This is a genomic window from Serratia proteamaculans (assembly GCF_949794035.1).
Lineage (GTDB): Bacteria > Pseudomonadota > Gammaproteobacteria > Enterobacterales > Enterobacteriaceae > Serratia > Serratia proteamaculans.
Window position 1 is genome coordinate 2538926 of sequence record NZ_OX461105.1, and the last position, 19352, is coordinate 2558277.

A 19352-nucleotide genomic window follows, 5' to 3' on the forward strand; every position below is an offset into this window, starting at 1 on the left:
AGACTCCAGTAAACAATAGACCGGCTCAGTATCCGTTGTTGCAGGCCGCCGTGCTTTCAGCGCTTTGCGTACAATTGCATATTCTTGCGCTTTTTTTGGCAAAAGCGCGGGCTGACGGCTGGTGTGGCGCAGTGCCTCTCTCTACACTGGAGGGATTGAGAAACGGAGGCGGCAATGTCCAGCTATAAGGCGTTTGAAACCCTGCGGGAGCATAAAGCGCGGTTGCACAACAGTGTGCAACTGGCTTCTGGCGTGGAATTGGCCGCCTGGTCAAACTGCAACGATCGCATTACTCAGGAAAGCGCTAATCACCATACGCTGAGCCTGTATGTCGCCGACGGCTATGAGTGCTATCAAAAGGTGCCGGGTGGCTGGAAGAACGGCGGCGGGCCGGACCGTTTTTGTATTATGCCGCGTCAATATGAATCTACCTGGGATGTGCGCAGCGATTTATCTTTTGTGCATCTATACTGCACCGATCAGCACCTGCGCCAGGTGGTGGAGCAAACCTGGGATCGCAGCCCGGCGTCAATTAACCTCGAACAATGCGCCTTTGGCGAAGATCCCCAAATCACGCTGCTGTATCGCCAGTTTTTACTTAACTGCAATTGGCAAGAACGTGCCAACCAACTGGCGCTCAGCAGTGCCACCACTTTGCTGATGTCGCACCTGGTGCAGCGCTATAGTCAACTGCAATGGGCGATGCCGCAGGTGCGCGGCGGTCTGGCTCCGACGGTTGCCAGACGGGTGAAAGAGTATATTGAGCAGCATCTCGACCAGCCGTTATTGCTGGCAGACTTGGCTGCGCAGGCCGGACTGAGTGAGTTCCACTTTGCTCGCATGTTCAAACATGACACCGGTCTGGCACCACACCAGTTTGTTATGCGTGCACGGTTGCAGCAGGCAGAAAAACTTTTGTGCCACAGCCTGCTGCCGTTGACGCAGATTGCGCTGGAGTGCGGTTTCAGCTCCTCCAGCCATTTCAGCAACCGTTTCAAAGCGGCCTACGGAATTGCCCCGATGCAAATGCGTCTGGGGCGTTGATAGCCAACAGGAGAGAACATGGAACAGCAGTTCGCAGGACTAGGCGTGTTGTTTGTCGCCGGATTTGGGCCGATTACCCAACAAACTGAGCACAGCAAGGCGTTTTATGCTGACGCGCTGGGGCTACCGCTTAAGCCGATGGACGGCAATGCCGATTATTTGCTGACCGAGCATGGCGCACTGGAGGGGGTGAAGCACTTTGCTCTGTGGCCATTGGCGCAGGCCGCACAGTCGTGTTTCGGTAGCGATCAATGGCCGACCGATTTACCGGTACCCCAGGCGTGGATGGAGTTTGACGTCGCTGATATGGCGCTGGCGACGCAGGGGTTGATTGATCGCGGTTATCGTTTGCTGATCGCCAACCGTGAAGAGCCCTGGGGTCAGAGTGTTACCCGGTTGCTCAGCCCGGAAGGGCTGTTGATCGGTGTGACCTTTACCCCCTGGCTGCGAGATTAACCGTTGCCAACGTTTTTTAAGAACGACAGGGCCGCGGTGGTGGCCCTCTTGATCACTTCCGTACGCCTTCGACCTTGTTAAACTGGCTACGTACCTGCAGGCAGTTAATCAGCACCAGCACCGCCGTTACCGCAAACACCCAGCGGAAGCCCATCAGTGCCGAAACGCCAGAGCCAATTAGCGGACCCACCACGTTACCAAGATACATAAATGACTGATTATAGCCGAAGATACGGCCAGTGACCTGATCGGAAGAGTACTTCAACAGCAGCGTCTGCACGGCAGGCATCAAGGCGCCGTCGGCAAAACCCAGCAGAAAACGCAGGATCCCCAGCTGTAGCGGTGTTTCCACCCACGCCATGATGGCGAACAGCACCGTGGTTAACCCCAACGCCGCCAACAGAATACGTGCGGTACCGATACGATCGCCAAGTCGGCCGAGGCTCGGTGCGGAAATCAATGCGGCAACGCCGGGAACGGCGGCGATCATACCGCTAATAAAGGCTATATTGCCGCTATCACCGGACAAATCCTTGATAAACAGCGTCAGAATGGGACTGATGGAAGAGTTGGCCAACTGGATCATCAGTGTGCTGATAAACAGGGTTACAATCAGCGTCGGATAGGGCAGCGACTGGAATACCGCTTTGCCGCTTAGCCGATCGGCTTTTTTCACCTCGATACTGCGTTCTTTTATCAGGAACAGGGTGATCAGGAAACTGACAAACATCAGCCCGGCGGTGACGAAAAACACCACGCGTAACCCCAAATGGTCAGCCATCAGGCCGCCCAGCAGTGGACCAACGATCACTCCGGTCACCGGGCCTGTAGACAAGGTGCCCAAAGCCCAGCCGCTTTTATCACGCGGTACCTGCGACGCAACCAGCGCCATGGCATTTGGGATATAGCCGGAGGTCAGACCCATCAAAGCACGCAGTGCAAACAGCTGGTATACGTTGGTCACCATGCCTTGCAGCGCAATCACGACCGCCATCCCCAGCGAAGCACGCAACAGCATCAATTTACGTCCTTTGCGGTCAGCCAGGCTGCCCCACAGCGGTGATACCAGCGCCGAGACCAAAAAAGTGCCGCTGAACACCAGACCGGACCAGATGCTCAGAGACTGGTGGCCGCTGACGCCGAGCTGTTCGATATACAGCGGCAGAAAAGGGAGGATTTGGCTCATTGCCAGCCCGGTGAAGAAACAGCCGAGCCAGACCGAGATCAGATTGAGTTTCCACGCTTCCATCAGCTTGTCGTACCACTTTGAATTAGGAGGGATTTATTGAGCAGAGTAATAATAACACCGGTTATCAGGCGCTGCTGGGCGAAATCAGTGAACAAAAGTAAAACCCGCCAAACGGCGGGGGCATTTACTGCTGATTATCTTGCTCCACGGCATCATACAGCCGCTGCAGAATGTCCGGGAAGGCGGACTGTACGCGGTTCCAGCTAGGCACAAAGGGTTTGTCACCGGGATTTTCGCTAAAGGCGTGACCCGCCTGAGAAATGACCCGGGAGAACAGCTCGACCGCTGATTCTTCACTGTGACGATCGAAGCCCAGACCGTTCATTTTGGCGTCGTGCTCGAAGGCGTCGATCATATCCAACGCGGTGCGGTAATAAGTGGCGCGCAGTACGCGGAAAGAATCACTGGTGATCGGCACCCCCTGGATCGCCAGCTTGCGATACAACGCCTTGGTAATGTCGCTCGCCATACGTTGCAGGCCGGTGTTCGGGTCATCTTCTGACATTGGCTGATGCTTGTGGTCGTAATGGTCGGCGATATCGACCTGACAGATGCGGTTGGTGGCGGTATTACGGTGGATTTCCGACAGCACGCCAATCTCCAGGCCCCAGTCGCTGGGAATACGCAGGTCATTGAGGATATGGGTACGCATGGCGAACTCGCCGGAGAGCGGGTAGCGGTAGCTGCGCAGATAGTCGAGAAAATCCGAGTTGCCATAGACCTTTTGCAGTGATTTCAATAGCGGAAACACCAGCAACCGACCCACGCGGCCATTCAGCTTGCCGCCGGCCACCCGTGCGTAATAGCCCTTGCAGAAGTCGTAATGAAACTGCGGGTTGGCCACCGGGTACAATAAGCGCGCCAGCATGCGACGATCATAGGTGACAATGTCACAGTCGTGCAACGCCACACAGCTGCTGCGGCGCGATGCCAGGGTATAGCCGACGCAGAACCACACGTTGCGGCCTTTGCCCGGCTCGTTGGGTGCCAGTCCTTCGGCGCTGAGCTGTTCGGCAATCGCCGTCAGGCGCGGCCCATCATTCCACAAAATCCGGTGGCGCTGTGGCAGGCGCGAGAAGAAGGCTTTGGCGTGCAGAAACTGCTGATGGTTGGCGCGATCCAGGCCAATCACGATTTCCTCCAGATAGGGCACCTGTGCCAGCGTATCGACGATCTTGTCCAGCGCCGGGCCCTCCAGCTCGGAATAAAGCGAAGGCAAAATCAACCCCATGGTGTTGCGGCCGGAGAACACCTGCAGCTCATATTCCAGCTCGGCCAAGTCACGTTGGGCCAGATTGTGGAAGTTGGTGATGATGCCGTCCTGGTAAAATTCACTCATGTTGAGATCTCCCGTTAAGCAGAAAATGATCCAATCCTTCGCACCAGCCCTGTGGGCCTTGCTGTTGCGTGCGGTACAGCCGGCCGGAGAAGTCGTTCGGTAAGTTAAGCGGTTGGGCCTGCTGCCCGCGGATCAATACCGCCAGATCGCTGGCGTGGAGCAAGGAGAGATCATTGGGGCCATCGCCCAGACTGAGGGTGGTTAAAGGTTGACGCCGAATTAATTGATAACGCGCGGTCAGCCAGCGGGCAGCATTGCCCTTGCTGACCTCTCGGCTCATCAGGTGATAAAAGCGCCCCCCCTGGGTCAGATGCAGGTCGTGTTGCGCCAGCAGGGTGCGAAAGTGTTCAAGTTGGCGATCGGTGCCTGCCCAACGAAGCGGTTCAGAACCGGCACGTTGCCGTGCCTGGCGGGCTTGCGTCAGGGTTAAGCCGGTCCAGTCTGCCACCGTCGCGGCATCCACATCGGCAAATCCCTGAAAGGCGAAACCGGTCTGGTGGCGCAATGCTCGCAAGGTTGCCGTCAGGCTGTGGTAATCGGCACCCAGGGTTTTCGCCGGGTAGTCGGGTTGGTCGTGCCATCCCTCGGGAAACACAATCTGCGCGCCGTTTTCGGCGATAAAGGGCCAGTGGCTCAGCCCCAGTTGCTGTTGCAATGTGCAGACCTCGGCGGCGGTTTTACTGGTGGTGATGATCAGCGGCGTTTGGGCCTGTGCCAGACGATCCAGCCAGGGCTGCGCCGCTTGCCAGCGGTAGCTGTGGTGATCCAGCAGTGAACCGTCCAGATCGGTAAAAATTAACAGGTCGGGACTCAGTTTCAGCATTTCATCTCCATTCTATCGTGCACAATTCGCTGATAAATAGGCGGATTACTTTGTTTTAACGCGGGATACCAAGAGGGGGATTTATCGCCGCACGCATCTTAAAACTGTGATGCAAATCACAATTAACCCTAACGGGTTATCGGCGAGGGCGCAAGTTTTGGCCACCGCGGGTGGCAGGGAACCTTTGTTTTTGCGTGGCAAAATGAGGGCGTATCAGGGAGCCCGGTGGGCTTAGGGCGCAATCAGTCGATTGAATAATATTTGCTGAATATCCTGCTTTTGTGCAAGAAAAGCGTGCACGGTAATGAGTGAATCTTCGAGCGAATAGATGACGCGAGAGCCATTTACCGTATTACATTCACGGTATTTATCGCAGCCAATCTTTAAAAGTTCAGGGCATATCTGACAACCGGTTGAGAACTGACTTACCCTTGCTTCAAACGCGTTGATGATTTCGCCCACGACAGGCATCGGAGGGACATTATTGGCTTTAAGATGGCGGATAATCTCGACCAGGGTGCTTTTTGCCGTTGCGGTATACTCAATATCAAGCTGTTCCTTCATGCGACATCTCCTTTTTACCGCATTAGTTATCTATATCAGCCAGTAACTGGTCGCGGGTATAAACTTTCCCTTCTTTTTTGTCTTTTTCAGACAGCGTTAGCAATTTAAGCAGGGCAATAGCGTCATCACGTTGCTTGCGCTCTTCATAAGACTCGATCACATAAGCCGGTGTGCCATTCTGCGTCACCAAAATAGGTTCAGACAAATCGAGCGCGGCGGCGTGTTTCTTTACATAGCTAATGGTTTCAACTTTCATACTGATCTCCTTGCAGAACGAATGTGTCAAATTTAGTCCATATTAAGACCACAAGCAATGCGCCAGACAGAACCAAATCTGATACTTTGTGATAGGGCGATTCTCGCCACCCACTGACCCTATGTTTATTGAATCAGGAGGCAAACGTGCCCCAGGAAAATCAGACCATTAAGTTGCGCCCCATGGTCGAAACAGATCTGCCGGCCGTATTCGGGCTATCACAGCAGGTGCAGTGGCCCCATCGGCTGGAGGATTGGCAGCAGGCGTGGTCGTTGGGGGGCGGCGTCATTGCCGAGGCCAGCGGTGAGGTAGCAGGTTGTGCGCTACGCTGGCTGTGGGGCGAACACCGTGCCATGCTGGGGCTGGTGATTGTCGCCGAGCAGCACCGGGGGCAAGGCATCGCCAGGGCGATGATGCAGCAGTTGATGGCACCATTGAGCACTTTTCAGCTGCAATTGGTGGCCAGCGATCAGGGAAAGCCGCTGTATCAGCAATTGGGGTTTGTCGAACAAGGCCCCCTGGCGCAGCATCAATGCCGGGAGTTGCCAGCCCGCGATGCCGCACCTTTGCCAAACGGGCTAAGTCTTCGTCCGGCTTTACCTGCGGATATTGCCTTATTGAGTGAGCTGGATTTGCTTGCCAGTGGCATGCAGCGTCAACCGCTGTTGGTAGAGTTACTGGCAAATGCCGGGCAGGCGCTGGTGCTGGAGCGGCAGGGGATTGCTGTCGGTTTTGCCCTGCGGCGTCGTTTTGGTTATGGCAGCATGATTGGCCCGGTGGTTGCCCCTGAGCTTGCGGGGGCCATTGCCCTGATTGATGCCTTGTGCCAGCCTTGCAGCGGTCAGTTTGTACGGGTGGATACACCGCTGGACACCGGTCTTGGCGAATGGTTGATTGAGCGGGGGTTACCCTGTGTTGATACGCCTACCATCATGGTTCGTGACACACCTCATAGTCCGGATTGTCATCTTGCACAGACTTTTGCACTGGTTTCGCAAGCCTGGTCATAGAATTGAAATTAAGGGTTCACGGCGGTGCATTGCCAGATGCATTGCCCAAATGTTGTGCAATAGTTATCAACTGATGACTATGTTGTAATCGCAGGATCTGCCGTTCCTGCACCGCCGTCCGCCGCCGCGCGAGAATTTTTCCCCAGTAGTCCGCAATTGGCACAGGCCATGCATTGTCATCATCAATCTATGTTACCTGAGTAACAGAAGGTGGTTTGGTGACAACTTAACAACAGCGGGCGAACTATGGCAGAGCATCCTGATGTGATCGCGCAAATAGAAGCGTCATTTGCGGTACAGACCCCGACCGGCAAACGCATCGCCGGTTACCTGCTGGCCAATCTGGCGCAGGTGCCGTTTGAAACGGCCGACAGCATCGCCCGTAGCACCGCCACCAGTGGCATATCGGTGGGGCGCTACCTGCGCAGCCTGGGTTACCGCAATCTTGATGATTTGAAACGCACGCTGCGTGAACAGGGGACGGCACTGTACCAGCCCTGGGGCGTGACCGATCGCTTGGGAGCTTATCGCCAACGGCGTGAACAGCCGCAACCGCAAAAGCTTCGTCAGTCGTTAACCCTGGAGCTGGAGGCGATCGAACAGGTTTATCAATTGGCCGGTGGCGAAGCCTTTGCTCAGGTCAGCCGACAGTTGGCGCAGGCGGAAGCGGTATTTGTGATCGGCATTCAATCGACGCGCGGCATCGCCAACGCCTTCTACAGCCACCTGGAATACCTGCGCCCCAAGGTCTACTACGCCGACGGGTTGTCCGGCACCTATGTGGAATCACTCAACTCTGAGTTCAGCACGCCTTATCTGGTGCTTACCGATACCCGCGCTTATTCCACCATCGCCCAGAAATACTGTCAGGCGGCCTGTGCGCGTGGGCTAAGGCTGGCGCTGATCACTGATATTTACTGCCCGTGGGCACGGGATTACCCGATTGACCTGCTGCAGGTGAAAACCGATACCGGCCAGTTTTGGGATTCGCTGGCGCCGTTCAGTTGCCTGTTCAACCTGTTGTTGTCTTCGGTGTTGGAACAGGGCGGCACAGCGGTGGAACAACGGCTGGCCAATAACCGCAGCCTGCAAAAAGAGCTGGGGCAATTTGAATCTTAACCGCTATGGGAAAACGCAATGAGTGACAATGTAACTTTAATCGATCTGGCTGAGGCCTTTCCCGGGCTGCCGATCGATTTGAAATACGCCAGCGCCGACAATCTGACCGGCCGGGCGATTTACCTGGAAAACCGCTGCCTGTTGCATCCCGATGCACTACCGGGGCTACAGCGCTGCCTGTTGGCGGCGAAGCTGGCCGGTTTTTCCTTGCTGGTGTTCGACGCCTATCGGCCGCAGCGGGCGCAGGCGCTGCTGTGGCTGGCCTGTCCGGACCCACAGTATGTCACCAGCACGCAAACCGGTTCGCACCATAGCCGCGGCGTGGCGATCGACGTGACGCTACTGGATGCCGACGGCGCGGCACTGGATATGGGCACCGCCTTTGATGAGATGAGCGAAGGCTCCCACCCGTTTTACCCAGATTTCCCTCCGGAGGTGCAGCGCAACCGGCTGCTGCTGAATGCGGTGATGGCCGCCGGAGGTTTTCGCGGTATCGCCAGCGAATGGTGGCACTTTGAGCTGCCCAACGCCGGGGATTACCCGCTGCTGGCCGATCGCTTCGGCTGTTTTTCTTACGATTAAAACAACACACATTCAACGCATCAGGAGCTTTGTTTATGAATAAGATCAAATACGCCGCTCTGGCGGCTGCAGTGACGTTGGGCCTGGCGGTAATAGGTCCGGCGCAGGCGGCGGTCCCCAAGGACATGCTGGTAATTGGCAAGGCGGCCGACCCGCAAACGCTGGATCCGGCGGTCACTATTGATAATAACGACTGGACGGTGACTTACCCGGCCTACCAAAGGTTGGTGCAGTACAAAACCGAAGGTGGCAAAGGCTCGACCCAGGTGGAAGGTGAGCTGGCCGAGAGCTGGACGGCTTCTGACGATCAGTTGGTCTGGACCTTTAAACTCAAACCCGGCAACAAGTTTGATGATGGTTCGGACGTCAATGCCGAAGCGGTGAAGTGGTCGTTCGAACGCCTGATGAAGATTGGTCAGGGCCCGTCCGAAGCCTTCCCGAAAGATTTGCAGGTCACGGTGGTGGATCCGCTGACGGTACGCTTTACCTTGAAAACGCCGTTTGCGCCGTTCCTGTACACCCTGGCCAACGACGGAGCCGGTATCGTTAACCCGGCGATTGCCAAGGCCAATCCGGCGGATGAGGGCAAAGCCTGGCTGGCCAACCACAGCGCCGGTTCTGGTGCTTACAAGCTGGATCGTTGGCAAAAAGGCCAGCAACTGGTGCTGGTGCCGAATCCACATTACAGCGGGGCCAAACCGGCGTTTAAACGGGTGACGGTGAAAATCATCGGTGAAAGCGCTACCCGCCGTTTGCAATTGACACGCGGTGACCTGGATATTGCCGAATCGCTGCCGATTGACCAACTGACGGCACTGAAGAGTGAAAACAAGGTGGCGGTCAATGAGTATCCGTCACTGCGGGTGACCTATCTGTACCTTAACAACGGCAAAGCGCCACTGAACCAGGTCGATCTGCGCCGCGCCATTTCCTACGCGGTGGATTACCAGGGCATGGTGAAGGGCATCCTCGGCGGCAACGGTAAACAGATGCGTGGCCCGATCCCGGAAGGCATGTGGGGTTACGATGCCAACGCGCAGCAATACAGCCAGGATGCGGACAAGGCCAAGGCGGCTCTGGCTGCAGTGAAGGATAAACCCGCTTCACTGAACTTCCTGTACTCGATCAGCGACCCAAACTGGGAGGCGATTGCGCTCTCGGTGCAGGCCAGCCTGGCGACGGTGGGCATCAACGTCAAACTGGAGAAACTGGCCAATGCCACCATGCGTGACCGCATCGGCCAGGGGAATTACGACATCGCCATCGGCAACTGGAGCCCGGATTTTGCCGACCCCTACATGTTCATGAACTACTGGTTCGAATCCGACAAGAAAGGGCTGCCGGGCAACCGTTCGTTCTACAGCGATCCGCAGGTAGACGCGCTGTTGAAGAAAGCGGTCTCGGTGCCCGATCAACAGGTGCGTACCGCCGATTACCAGGCGGCGCAGAAAATCGTCATCGACCAGGCGGCCTATGTTTATCTGTTCCAGAAAAACTACCAGGTGGCGATGAACAAAGACGTGAAGGGCTTTGTGTATAACCCGATGCTGGAGCAGGTGTTCAACGTTGGGCAGATGAGTAAGTAATCTTCTTCGGGCAGCCGTTTGGCTGCCCCTGCACCATGGGAAATCGCTATGAACGTTTGGAGCCTTATCCGTCAGCGTTGCTGGGGGTTGGTGCTGGTGATGTTCGGGGTGTGCGTGATCACCTTTACCATCTCGCACCTGATCCCCGGCGATCCGGCGCGGTTACTGGCCGGCGACCGTGCCAGCGAGGAAATCGTCCAGCACATTCGCCAGCAACTGGGCCTGGATCAGCCGTTATATGTGCAATTTGGCCGCTACGTGCTGGATCTGCTGCATGGCGATCTGGGTACCTCCATCCGCACCGGCCGCCCGGTGCTGGAGGATCTGCGTGCCTTCTTTCCCGCCACGCTGGAGCTGGCTTTTTGCGCCTTGCTGCTGGCAATAGTGCTGGGGGGGCCGCTCGGCGTGGTGTCGGCGGTTTATCGCAATAAATGGCCCGATCATCTGGTACGACTGCTGTCGGTAACTGGCATCTCCACCCCGGCGTTCTGGCTGGGGCTGGGCGTCATTATCCTTTTTTACGGCCAACTGAATCTGTTACCCGGCGGCGGCAGGCTGGACGACTGGCTGGATCCGCCCACCCATATCACCGGCTTCTACCTGCTGGACTCCCTGTTGACCGGCAACGGCGAGGCGTTCTGGAACAGCCTGCAGCATCTGATCTTGCCCGCGCTGACGCTGGCGTTTGTTCACCTCGGGGTGGTCGCGCGGCAAATCCGCTCGGCGATGCTCGAACAACTGGGGGAAGATTACATCCGTACTGCGCGCGCCAACGGCCTTTCGCACTGGCGAGTGGTACTGGGTCATGCATTGCCGAATGCGTTGATCCCCTCGGTAACGGTGTTGGGGCTGGCACTGGGAGATCTGCTCTACGGTGCGGTGCTGACCGAAACGGTATTCGCCTGGCCGGGCATGGGCGCTTACGTTGTGGATTCTATACAGGCGCTGGATTTCCCGGCGGTAATGGGCTTTGCGGTGGTGGTGTCCTTCGCCTACGTGATGGTTAATTTGATCGTCGATCTGCTTTACCTGTGGATCGACCCGCGAATGGGGCGCGAGGGATAATGACGATGACTCAAATCGAACAACCGTCGGCAACACAACCGACCTTACGCTTTATCAGCCTGCGACGTGCCTGGTACCGGGTGCGGCGTAGCCCGCTGACGCTGCTGGGCGCCGCCATCATGATTGTCGTGCTGTTCCTGATGCTGTTCTCACCGTGGCTGGTACCGCACAACCCGGATGCGATTGACCTGACCGCGCGCTTGCTGCCGCCTTCTGCCAACCACTGGTTCGGTACCGATGAAGTGGGCCGAGATCTGTTCAGTCGGGTGCTGGTCGGCAGCCGACAGTCGGTGGCCGCCGGGCTGGCAGTGGTGGTGCTGGCGGGGGGTATTGGCTCGCTGCTTGGCTGTTTCTCCGGCGTGATCGGCGGTACGGTCGATGCACTGATCATGCGTTGCATGGATATCATGCTGTCGGTGCCTTCGCTGGTGCTGACCATGGCGTTGGCGGCGGCGCTCGGGCCCAGCCTGTTCAATGCCATGCTGGCGATTGCGGTGGTGCGTATTCCGTTTTATGTCCGACTGGCGCGTGGCCAGACGTTGACGCTACGCCACCAGGCCTACATGCAGGCGGCGCGTACCTTTGGCGCTTCCCGCTGGCACCTGATCGGTTGGCATGTGCTGCGTAACGTGATGCCGCCGTTGGTGGTGCAGGCGTCGCTGGACATTGGCACCGCGATCCTGATGGCGGCTACGCTGGGCTTTATCGGCTTGGGTGCCCAGCAACCGACCGCTGAATGGGGGGCGATGGTGGCCAACGGCCGTAACTATGTGCTCGACCAGTGGTGGTATTCAGCCTTTCCCGGTACGGCGATCCTGATCACCGCCACCGGCTTCAACCTGTTCGGCGACGGTCTGCGCGACCTGCTGGATCCTAAAGCTCGGGGGCGCTGATGAGTGAAACTACCGTTTTATCTATCGATGAGTTGCAACTGGAATTTCCGGTCTACGGCGGCAGCGTCAAAGCGCTGAACCGTGTCTCACTGCAGGTTAAGGCCGGTGAGATTGTCGGCGTGGTGGGCGAGTCCGGCTCCGGCAAGTCGGTGACCGCGATGATGACCCTGCGCCTGCTGGCGGAGGACGGCTACAGCGTGACCGGCGGTTCGCTGGAGATGTTGGGTACCGACGTACTGAAGGCCAGCGAGCGACAAATGCGCCAACTGCGGGGGGCCAGGGTGTCGATGATTTTTCAGGAGCCGATGAGCGCGCTGAACCCGACGCGCAAGATTGGTCGCCAGATGTGTGAAGTGATCCGTCTGCATCAGCGGTTATCGGCGGCAGCGGCCCGTGACAAAGCGATCCAACTGCTGCGGGAGATGCAAATTGCCGATGCGGAGCGGGTGATGGAGCGTTATCCGTTTGAGCTGTCCGGCGGTATGCGCCAGCGGGTGCTGATCGCCATGGCATTCTCCTGTGAGCCGGAGCTGATTATCGCCGACGAACCCACCACCGCACTGGACGTCACGGTGCAGCGTCAGGTGCTGCGTTTGTTACAGCAGAAAGCGCGCGCCAGCGGTACGGCGGTGCTGTTTATCACCCATGATATGGCGGTGGTGTCGCAGCTTTGTGACCGGGTGTATGTGATGTACGCCGGGCACGTGATTGAAAGCGGGGTTACCGCCAGAGTGATTGAACACCCGAGCCACCCGTATTCCATCGGGCTGTTGCTGGCGGCACCGGAGCGCGCCGAACCGCGCAGCCTGCTGCGGGCTATTCCCGGCACGGTGCCCAATCTCAGTGCGTTGCCACCGGGCTGCGCCTTCAGCAACCGCTGCCGCTACGCCGACGCCCAGTGCCAACAAACCCCGTCGCTGCTGCCATTGGCCGCTGAACCGACCCAGCGGGTGGCCTGCTGGCATCCGCAGTCAATCGAACTGGAGGTAAGAAATGAACCTTGAAGCGCTGTTGGAACTGCGCGACGTGCGGCTGCGCTTTCCCGCCAGTTATAACTGGCGTGGTAAGCCGCGAGAGTATGTGCATGCGCTCAATGGGCTGGATCTCAATATCATGCGTGGGGAAACCCTGGGTATCGTCGGCGAATCCGGCTGCGGCAAGAGTACGCTGGCGCAGTTGCTGATGGGGTTGTTGAAGCCCAGCAGCGGCGAACTGTTGCGTGCACGTAACCAAGGTTCCTGGTTTGGCAGCGGCATGCAGATGGTGTTTCAGGATCCGCAGTCGTCGCTCGATCCACGCCTGCCGGTGTGGCGCATTATCACCGAACCTGTGTATGTACAGCAGCATAACAGCGTGACGCAGCGGCGAGCACAGGCGGCAGAACTGGCGCAACAGGTCGGTCTGCGACCGGAGGCGATTGACCGGCTGCCGCACGAGTTTTCCGGCGGGCAGCGCCAGCGCATTTCCATTGCTCGTGCGCTGTCCTCACAGCCGGATATCATCGTGCTGGATGAACCGACCTCGGCACTGGATATCTCGGTGCAGGCGCAGATCCTCAATCTGCTGGTGGAACTGCAGCGCCAACGCAACCTGACCTATGTGCTGATTTCGCATAACGTCTCGGTGATCCAGCACATGAGCGACCGGGTGGCGGTGATGTATCTGGGGCAAATCGTTGAGCTGGGGCCGACCGCGCAGGTACTGCGCCAGCCGCAGCATCCTTATACCCGGCTGTTGCTGGATTCGGTGCCCCGTGCCGGCCGTTCGCTGAGCGACAGTGCCATTGAAGATCGCAAGGGCGAACTGCCGGGTAACCGCCAGTTACCCCTGGGCTGTTTTTTCCGTGAACGCTGTCCCTACGCTGGAGAAGGCTGCCAACTGCCACAAAACCTGCGCGTCAATCTGGCAGGTACGGCGGTGCGTTGCCATAAGGTGGCATAACGGCCTCTTTGATCAGCGGATAATACCGCGCGTCGAACGTGTAAAGAAATCGTGGAACAGGCTCAACAGCGGGTATTCCACGCTGAGGTGAATGACTTCTTGCCGGACATCCTCCAGCGCCATGGCCCGGTGGTAGATCATGTCATACAGCGAGTGAATCACCCGCTGCTGTTGCGGGTCGGCGGCCAAAAAAGCCGGGGCGGACAGGTGTACACCACCGGGTTTGGCGCGCTGCCCCGCAGCCAGTACGAAAGGCGGCAGATCTTGCACCGCCAGGGAGTGGTCGTCTAACCGCGCATGGGCACCGATAATGCAAAATTGATGTATCGCGCACCGGGCGCCGATCCAGGCGGCATCGCCCAGTTCAACATGCCCGGCCAAACCGCTGTGATCGCCGAGGTAAGTGCCGTCACCGATGATACAGTCGTGGGCCACATGCACATTGTCGCGCAGATCATTGTCATTACCGATAATGGTTCGCTGGCAGCCTTGCAGCGTCCCGCGATGCAGGGTGGCATATTTGCCGATGCGATTGCGATCGCCGAGGGTTAGCGTGGTCGGCTCACCGGCATATTTCAAATCCTGGCTGGCTTCGCCGATCGAGGAAAACTGACCGATAACATTGTCTCGGCCAATGCGTGTCAGGCCATTAATCACCGTGTGTGAAGCGATCGAGGTGCCTTCACCAATCTCAACGCCGGCAGAAATGTAGCAAAAGGGGCCGATACGCACGCGGGCACCGATAATCACGCCGGGCTCAATCACGCTGTTGTCGGCAATATGGGCAGAGGGAGAAATCATGACGCATCCTGATGGCGGCGCGTGGCTATCCATCAGCCATGCCAGTCATCGGTTAATTATTAAGCCGGATTCTGGATTAATTAAGGAGGGAACAGGAAAGTGTGGGCAGGAAGTTTGCCTTCCCGTCGGTGTGACAAGGTTGTCTGGGGCCAGCATAAGCCGGTAGACGCCTTAGACTGCTACTTTATATTTTATTTATTTTATGAACCTTTAGGTAATAACGGAATGTTACCACCGGCGGTAAACAGAAGATCGGCAACAGGCAAAACGCGTCGCGCTTTGCCTGTTCATTCAGGCTCAGGGCATGGGCCAGTCGGTGGGAGTGTTGCTGACCACTTCGACATACATGTCCCAGGCGTGGGACCAGAAAAGCACAAAACCTTCCTGACTGAAGCTGATGCCCATCAAGCCCATGACGAACCAGCAGGTGGTGAACAACCCCAGGCTGCTGAACATAAATGCCATACCGTTGCGGCTGGTCTTACGGCAAACGACGTTTAGCTGGCTGGCCATAAACATCATAACGGCGCTCAGTAACTCCCAGCGCATCATAATAAAACCTGTGGCAATGGCACTCATCGAACATGGTCCTTGGGAAAAGCCGCAACCGGCAGGGCGCCGGGAGGTTTGTGCGGGCAAAAATGGAATAGTGTGATCTGTGTCACATTGTAGCACTGGCGCAAACGGCGGCTCAATCCCTGAGCGGGAGAAAAATCGGCATTTGGTAACATTCCAACATGCTGAAACATTTATGCCATTTCATTAGCAACCTTTTAATGGGGCGCCTTCGGCAATAACGCTATGCTTGCCGACTTTTCACTGCCCTGATTTATCTTGGGAAAGTGTGACGTCAGACAGGTAGCTCGCCACGCATGGCCCTATTACAAGATAAAATTCGTGACCATTCCGCAGAGGAAATGCTGTTTATCCGCCGTGCCAGTGTGGCTATGGTGCTGGTTGTCGCCTGTTTTGGTGTACTGGTCGCCAACCTGTACCGTTTGCAGATTAAACAGCATGGGTTTTACCAAACGCGATCTAATCAAAACGACATTAAAATGGTGCCGATTGCCCCCAGCCGCGGGCTGATCTTCGATCGCAATGGCACCCCGCTGGTGCGCAATATTACGCTGTACCAAATCCAGATCATTCCCAGCAAAATCGACAATATGACCGCGCTACTGCAACAACTGACGCCGATTGTCGATCTGACCCCCGAAGACATCACCGCCTTTCGCGATGACATGCACCACAATGGCCGCTATAAGCCGGTGACGCTAAAAAACGGGCTGACCGAAACGGAAGTGGCGCGCTTTGCCGTCAATCAATACCGCTTTGACGGGGTCACCATCGATACCTATCAGCAACGTGAATATCCCTATGGTGCCGAGCTGGCGCATGTGGTGGGTTATGTATCGAAAATCAATGACGGTGATTTGAAACGGTTGGATAAAGAAGGCCTTAGCGAGAACTATGCCGCCGATCACAATATCGGCAAGCAGGGCATTGAGGCTTACTATGAGTCTGAGCTGCACGGTACCACCGGCTATCAGGAAGTGGAGGTGGACAACCACGGCCGGGTGATACGCCTGCTGAAGGAGCAGCCACCGCAGGCCGGCAAGAATATCTACCTGACGCTCGACTTGCGGTTGCAGCAGTACATTGAATCCGTGTTGAAGGGGCAGCGTGCGGCGGTGGTGGTTGAGGATCCGCGTGACGGCGGCATTCTGGCGATGGTGTCCAGCCCCAGTTACGATCCCAACCCTTTCGTGAAGGGTATCAGTTATCCCGCTTACAAGTCTCTGCTGGCTAACCCCGATTTACCGCTGATTAACCGCGTTACGCAGGGGCTGTATCCACCGGCCTCCACCGTGAAACCCTACATGGCCACTTCTGCGCTGTTTGCCGGGGTGATCACCCCCAACACCACTTTCTTTGGTGCTCCGACCTGGACCTTGCCGGGCACCCAACGCCGTTACCGTGACTGGCTAAAAAGCGGCCACGGCATGCTGAATGTGACCAAGGCGATTGAAGAGTCTGCCGATACCTTCTTCTATCAGGTGGCGTATGAAATGGGCATTGACCGTATTCACAGTTGGCTGAGTCAGTTTGGTTACGGTCAGGCGACCGGCATCGATCTTAATGAAGAGTACCGTGGCGTGCTGCCAAGCCGCGAATGGAAGCAGCGGGTGCATAAAAAACCCTGGTACCAGGGTGACACCATCTCGGTAGGGATTGGCCAGGGGTATTGGGTCGCCACGCCGATCCAGATGGTGAAGGCATTAACCACGCTGATCAATAACGGCAAGGTGAAAACACCGCATCTGCTGTATTCGATGAAGCAGGGCAACCGGGTCAGCCGCTATCAGCCGCCGGTACAAACCGCGCAGATTGGTGATGCCAAATCACCGTATTGGGGCATCGTACGCAACGGCATGTACGGCATGGCCAACCTGCCGAACGGCACCGGTTACAAACTGTTCCACACCGCGTCATACCAAATCGCCGCTAAGTCCGGTACTTCACAGGTGTTCGGTCTGAAAGAAAATCAGACCTATAACGCCAAGATGATCCCAGTGCGGTTGCGCGACCATATCTTCTATACGCTGTTCGCCCCCTATAAAAATCCGCGGGTGGCCATGGCACTGATTTTGGAAAACGGCGGCGGTGACGGCGTGGTTGCAGGGCCGACCGCCCGGGCGATCCTCGACCATATTTTTGACCCGGCTAATGCGCCACAGGCTGCGGACGATCGGCAAGTTAAACCGGAGTTAAACGACAGTGCGGACGTGCAACCCTAAACGCGTTTGTTTTTACTTTCTTACAAACTGCAATCTTCTAAAGATTTTTGTCAGGGTAGACTGAAATCATTACATAACTTTAATAAAAACGCAGGGTTAACAGTGGCGCCATCAACAAAAAAAAGCGGTAAAAATTATTCCACCCTTCGCTTTGGCTGGATTTGCGCCGGGATTCTGGTGTGCTTTTTCCTGCTGGCGTTCCGGGTCGGCTACTTACAATTGCTGGAGCATCAGCAATTGGCTGACCAGGCGGATCAGCGTTCGATCCGCACCCAGGTGCTGCCGACCAACCGGGGGATGATCACCGATCGCAATGGTGAAGCTTTGGCCGTCAGCGTGTCTTCAAGAGACATCGTGCTGGATCCCAAGCATATTCTCGACACCCATACCGATCTGACTAATGAACGTTGGCAGAGTCTTGCCACCGTGCTGAAAATGCCACTGACCGAGGTGCAGAAGCTAATCCAGACTAACGCCCATAAGCGATTTGTCTATCTGGCGCGTAAGGTTGAAGATGATAATGCCAACTATATCAGCAAGCTGCATTTAACCGGTGTCAGCACGGAGCAGGACTTTAGCCGCTTTTATCCGATGAGTCAGGATGCCGCCGGGTTGATCGGTATTGTCGGGCAGGACAATCAGGGGCTGGAAGGCATTGAGCTGGGCTTTAACCACCTGCTGCAAGGCAAGAACGGCGTCCGCGTCTACCAGAAGGATGGCAGCGGGGCGGTGATTGGCGTGATCAAAAACGTCGACCCTGTGCCACCGCCGAACGTCACGCTGAGCATCGATAAATTCATCCAATACGTGTTGTATGCGCAGATCCGCGACGGCGTGGTGGCGAATCAGGCCGACTCCGGCTGTGCGGTGTTGGTGAAGGTGAATACCGGTGAAGTGCTGGGCATGGCCAGCTACCCGTCATTTAACCCAAACAACTATGCCAATACGCCAACGAAAGACATTCGTAACGTATGCAGCAGTGACAGCTTCGAGCCGGGCTCTACGGTGAAACCGATTGTGGTGATGGTCGGGCTGGAGCACCACTTGATTAAACCGGATACCGTGCTGGATACCACGCCTTACCGGGTCAACGGCCACCTGATCAAGGACGTGGGCCACTGGTCGAAGCTGACCATTACCGGCGTACTGCAAAAATCCAGTGATATTGCCGTTTCACACATCGCACTGGCGCTGCCTGCCACCGTACTGCCGGCGGTTTACAAAAGCTTTGGTCTGGGGCTGCCAACCGATCTGGGCATCGGTAACGAGAGCAGCGGCTACTTGCCGCAGCACCGTGAGCGCTGGGCGGATATCGAACGTGCAACCTTCTCCTTTGGCTATGGGCTACGTGTGACGCCGCTACAAATGGCGCGTGAATATGCCACTATCGGTTCCTATGGGGTTTATCGACCCTTATCGATCACCAAGGTCACTCCACCGGTGATGGGACAACGCATTCTGCCGGAAGATACGGTAAAAACCGTGGTGCATATGATGGAAAGCGACGCCTTGCCGGGCGGCAGTGGCCTCAGCGCCGCGGTGCCGGGTTACCGGTTGGCGATTAAAACCGGTACCGCCGAGAAAATGGGGACCAACGGGAAATACGACGGCGGGTATATCAACTACACCGCCGGTGTGGCCCCGGCCAGCGATCCGCAGGTGGCGCTGGTGGTGATGGTCAACAACCCGAAAGCCGGTAAGCACTTCGGTGGTTCGGTGGCCGGCCCGGTGTTCGGCAAAATTATGGCTCAGGTACTGGAGCATATGAACATCCTGCCGGATGCCCAGCCGTTGAAGGTGGTGTCTCAGGTTAAGGGGTGACGCAA

19 protein-coding genes are annotated in these 19352 nt (G+C 56.8%); 12 read left to right on the forward strand and 7 right to left on the reverse strand.

All coding sequences use genetic code 11. The annotated features are described in order from the left end of the window. Window positions 1–174: 174 nt before the first annotated feature. Together QOT07_RS11945 and QOT07_RS11950 are read left to right on the forward strand one after the other, a co-directional pair. Complete coding sequence (locus tag QOT07_RS11945; protein ID WP_283603194.1) at window positions 175–1044, forward strand: AraC family transcriptional regulator; 870 nt, start codon at window positions 175–177, stop codon at window positions 1042–1044. A gap of 18 nt (window positions 1045–1062) precedes the next feature. Beyond that, a complete protein-coding gene (locus QOT07_RS11950) occupies window positions 1063–1500 on the forward strand; it encodes a VOC family protein (protein ID WP_219016130.1) in 438 nt (145 codons plus the stop codon). Window positions 1501–1552: 52 nt separating this feature from the next. Here QOT07_RS11950 and QOT07_RS11955 read toward each other — a convergent pair whose 3' ends face one another. From QOT07_RS11955 to QOT07_RS11975, 5 genes are all read right to left on the reverse strand, one after another. Next, window positions 1553–2749 carry a multidrug efflux MFS transporter gene (locus QOT07_RS11955; protein ID WP_283603196.1) on the reverse strand — a complete coding sequence of 399 codons (1197 nt, stop codon included), beginning with the start codon at window positions 2747–2749 and terminating at the stop codon, window positions 1553–1555. Window positions 2750–2873: 124 nt separating this feature from the next. After that, window positions 2874–4088, reverse strand: a complete 1215-nt coding sequence (locus QOT07_RS11960) for a glycosyltransferase family protein (protein ID WP_012145068.1) — start codon at window positions 4086–4088, stop codon at window positions 2874–2876. Beyond that, a complete protein-coding gene (locus QOT07_RS11965; protein WP_283603197.1) occupies window positions 4081–4911 on the reverse strand; it encodes a mannosyl-3-phosphoglycerate phosphatase-related protein in 831 nt (276 codons plus the stop codon). The genes QOT07_RS11960 and QOT07_RS11965 overlap by 8 nt, the downstream gene beginning before the upstream one ends. 231 nt (window positions 4912–5142) lie before the next feature. Then, a complete protein-coding gene (locus QOT07_RS11970; protein ID WP_283603198.1) occupies window positions 5143–5475 on the reverse strand; it encodes a type II toxin-antitoxin system RelE/ParE family toxin in 333 nt (110 codons plus the stop codon). A gap of 22 nt (window positions 5476–5497) precedes the next feature. Next, window positions 5498–5731, reverse strand: a complete 234-nt coding sequence (locus QOT07_RS11975) for a type II toxin-antitoxin system Phd/YefM family antitoxin (RefSeq protein ID WP_012145071.1) — start codon at window positions 5729–5731, stop codon at window positions 5498–5500. A gap of 146 nt (window positions 5732–5877) precedes the next feature. Between QOT07_RS11975 and QOT07_RS11980 the strand changes: the two genes are divergently transcribed. From QOT07_RS11980 to QOT07_RS12015, 8 genes are all read left to right on the forward strand, one after another. Beyond that, window positions 5878–6741 carry a GNAT family N-acetyltransferase gene (locus QOT07_RS11980; protein WP_283603200.1) on the forward strand — a complete coding sequence of 288 codons (864 nt, stop codon included), beginning with the start codon at window positions 5878–5880 and terminating at the stop codon, window positions 6739–6741. Between the two features lie 246 nt (window positions 6742–6987). Further along, entirely contained in the window at window positions 6988–7860 is an 873-nt protein-coding gene (locus QOT07_RS11985) for a MurR/RpiR family transcriptional regulator (RefSeq protein ID WP_099061943.1), read from the forward strand. Between the two features lie 18 nt (window positions 7861–7878). Further along, complete coding sequence (gene ddpX, locus QOT07_RS11990; protein ID WP_099061944.1) at window positions 7879–8442, forward strand: D-alanyl-D-alanine dipeptidase; 564 nt, start codon at window positions 7879–7881, stop codon at window positions 8440–8442. A 35-nt stretch (window positions 8443–8477) separates the two neighbouring features. Continuing rightward, a complete protein-coding gene (locus QOT07_RS11995) occupies window positions 8478–10028 on the forward strand; it encodes an ABC transporter substrate-binding protein (protein WP_207976941.1) in 1551 nt (516 codons plus the stop codon). A gap of 48 nt (window positions 10029–10076) precedes the next feature. Next, window positions 10077–11093 (forward strand): ABC transporter permease, encoded by a 1017-nt coding sequence (locus tag QOT07_RS12000; RefSeq protein ID WP_283603202.1) that lies wholly within the window; start codon window positions 10077–10079, stop codon window positions 11091–11093. A gap of 5 nt (window positions 11094–11098) precedes the next feature. Continuing rightward, a complete protein-coding gene (ddpC, locus tag QOT07_RS12005) occupies window positions 11099–11986 on the forward strand; it encodes a D,D-dipeptide ABC transporter permease (RefSeq protein ID WP_099062081.1) in 888 nt (295 codons plus the stop codon). Then, on the forward strand, window positions 11986–12990 hold the full coding sequence (locus QOT07_RS12010; protein WP_099061946.1) for an ABC transporter ATP-binding protein: 1005 nt from the start codon (window positions 11986–11988) through the stop codon (window positions 12988–12990). The genes ddpC and QOT07_RS12010 overlap by 1 nt, the downstream gene beginning before the upstream one ends. Continuing rightward, the gene (locus tag QOT07_RS12015; RefSeq protein ID WP_099061947.1) at window positions 12980–13927 is read left to right on the forward strand and encodes an oligopeptide/dipeptide ABC transporter ATP-binding protein; all 948 of its coding nucleotides are present in this window, start codon (window positions 12980–12982) and stop codon (window positions 13925–13927) included. The genes QOT07_RS12010 and QOT07_RS12015 overlap by 11 nt, the downstream gene beginning before the upstream one ends. 12 nt (window positions 13928–13939) lie before the next feature. Here QOT07_RS12015 and lpxA read toward each other — a convergent pair whose 3' ends face one another. Together lpxA and QOT07_RS12025 are read right to left on the reverse strand one after the other, a co-directional pair. After that, complete coding sequence (gene lpxA, locus QOT07_RS12020; protein ID WP_261426683.1) at window positions 13940–14728, reverse strand: acyl-ACP--UDP-N-acetylglucosamine O-acyltransferase; 789 nt, start codon at window positions 14726–14728, stop codon at window positions 13940–13942. Window positions 14729–15025: 297 nt separating this feature from the next. Further along, window positions 15026–15307, reverse strand: coding sequence for a YjcB family protein (locus QOT07_RS12025; protein WP_085116713.1), 282 nt, complete (start codon window positions 15305–15307; stop codon window positions 15026–15028). 293 nt (window positions 15308–15600) lie between these two features. Between QOT07_RS12025 and mrdA the strand changes: the two genes are divergently transcribed. Then, the gene (mrdA, locus tag QOT07_RS12030) at window positions 15601–17526 is read left to right on the forward strand and encodes a penicillin-binding protein 2 (protein WP_198404388.1); all 1926 of its coding nucleotides are present in this window, start codon (window positions 15601–15603) and stop codon (window positions 17524–17526) included. Between the two features lie 102 nt (window positions 17527–17628). Next, window positions 17629–19347: a penicillin-binding transpeptidase domain-containing protein gene (locus QOT07_RS12035; RefSeq protein WP_283603205.1), complete on the forward strand. Its 1719-nt coding sequence runs from the start codon at window positions 17629–17631 to the stop codon at window positions 19345–19347. Window positions 19348–19352: the final 5 nt, after the last annotated feature.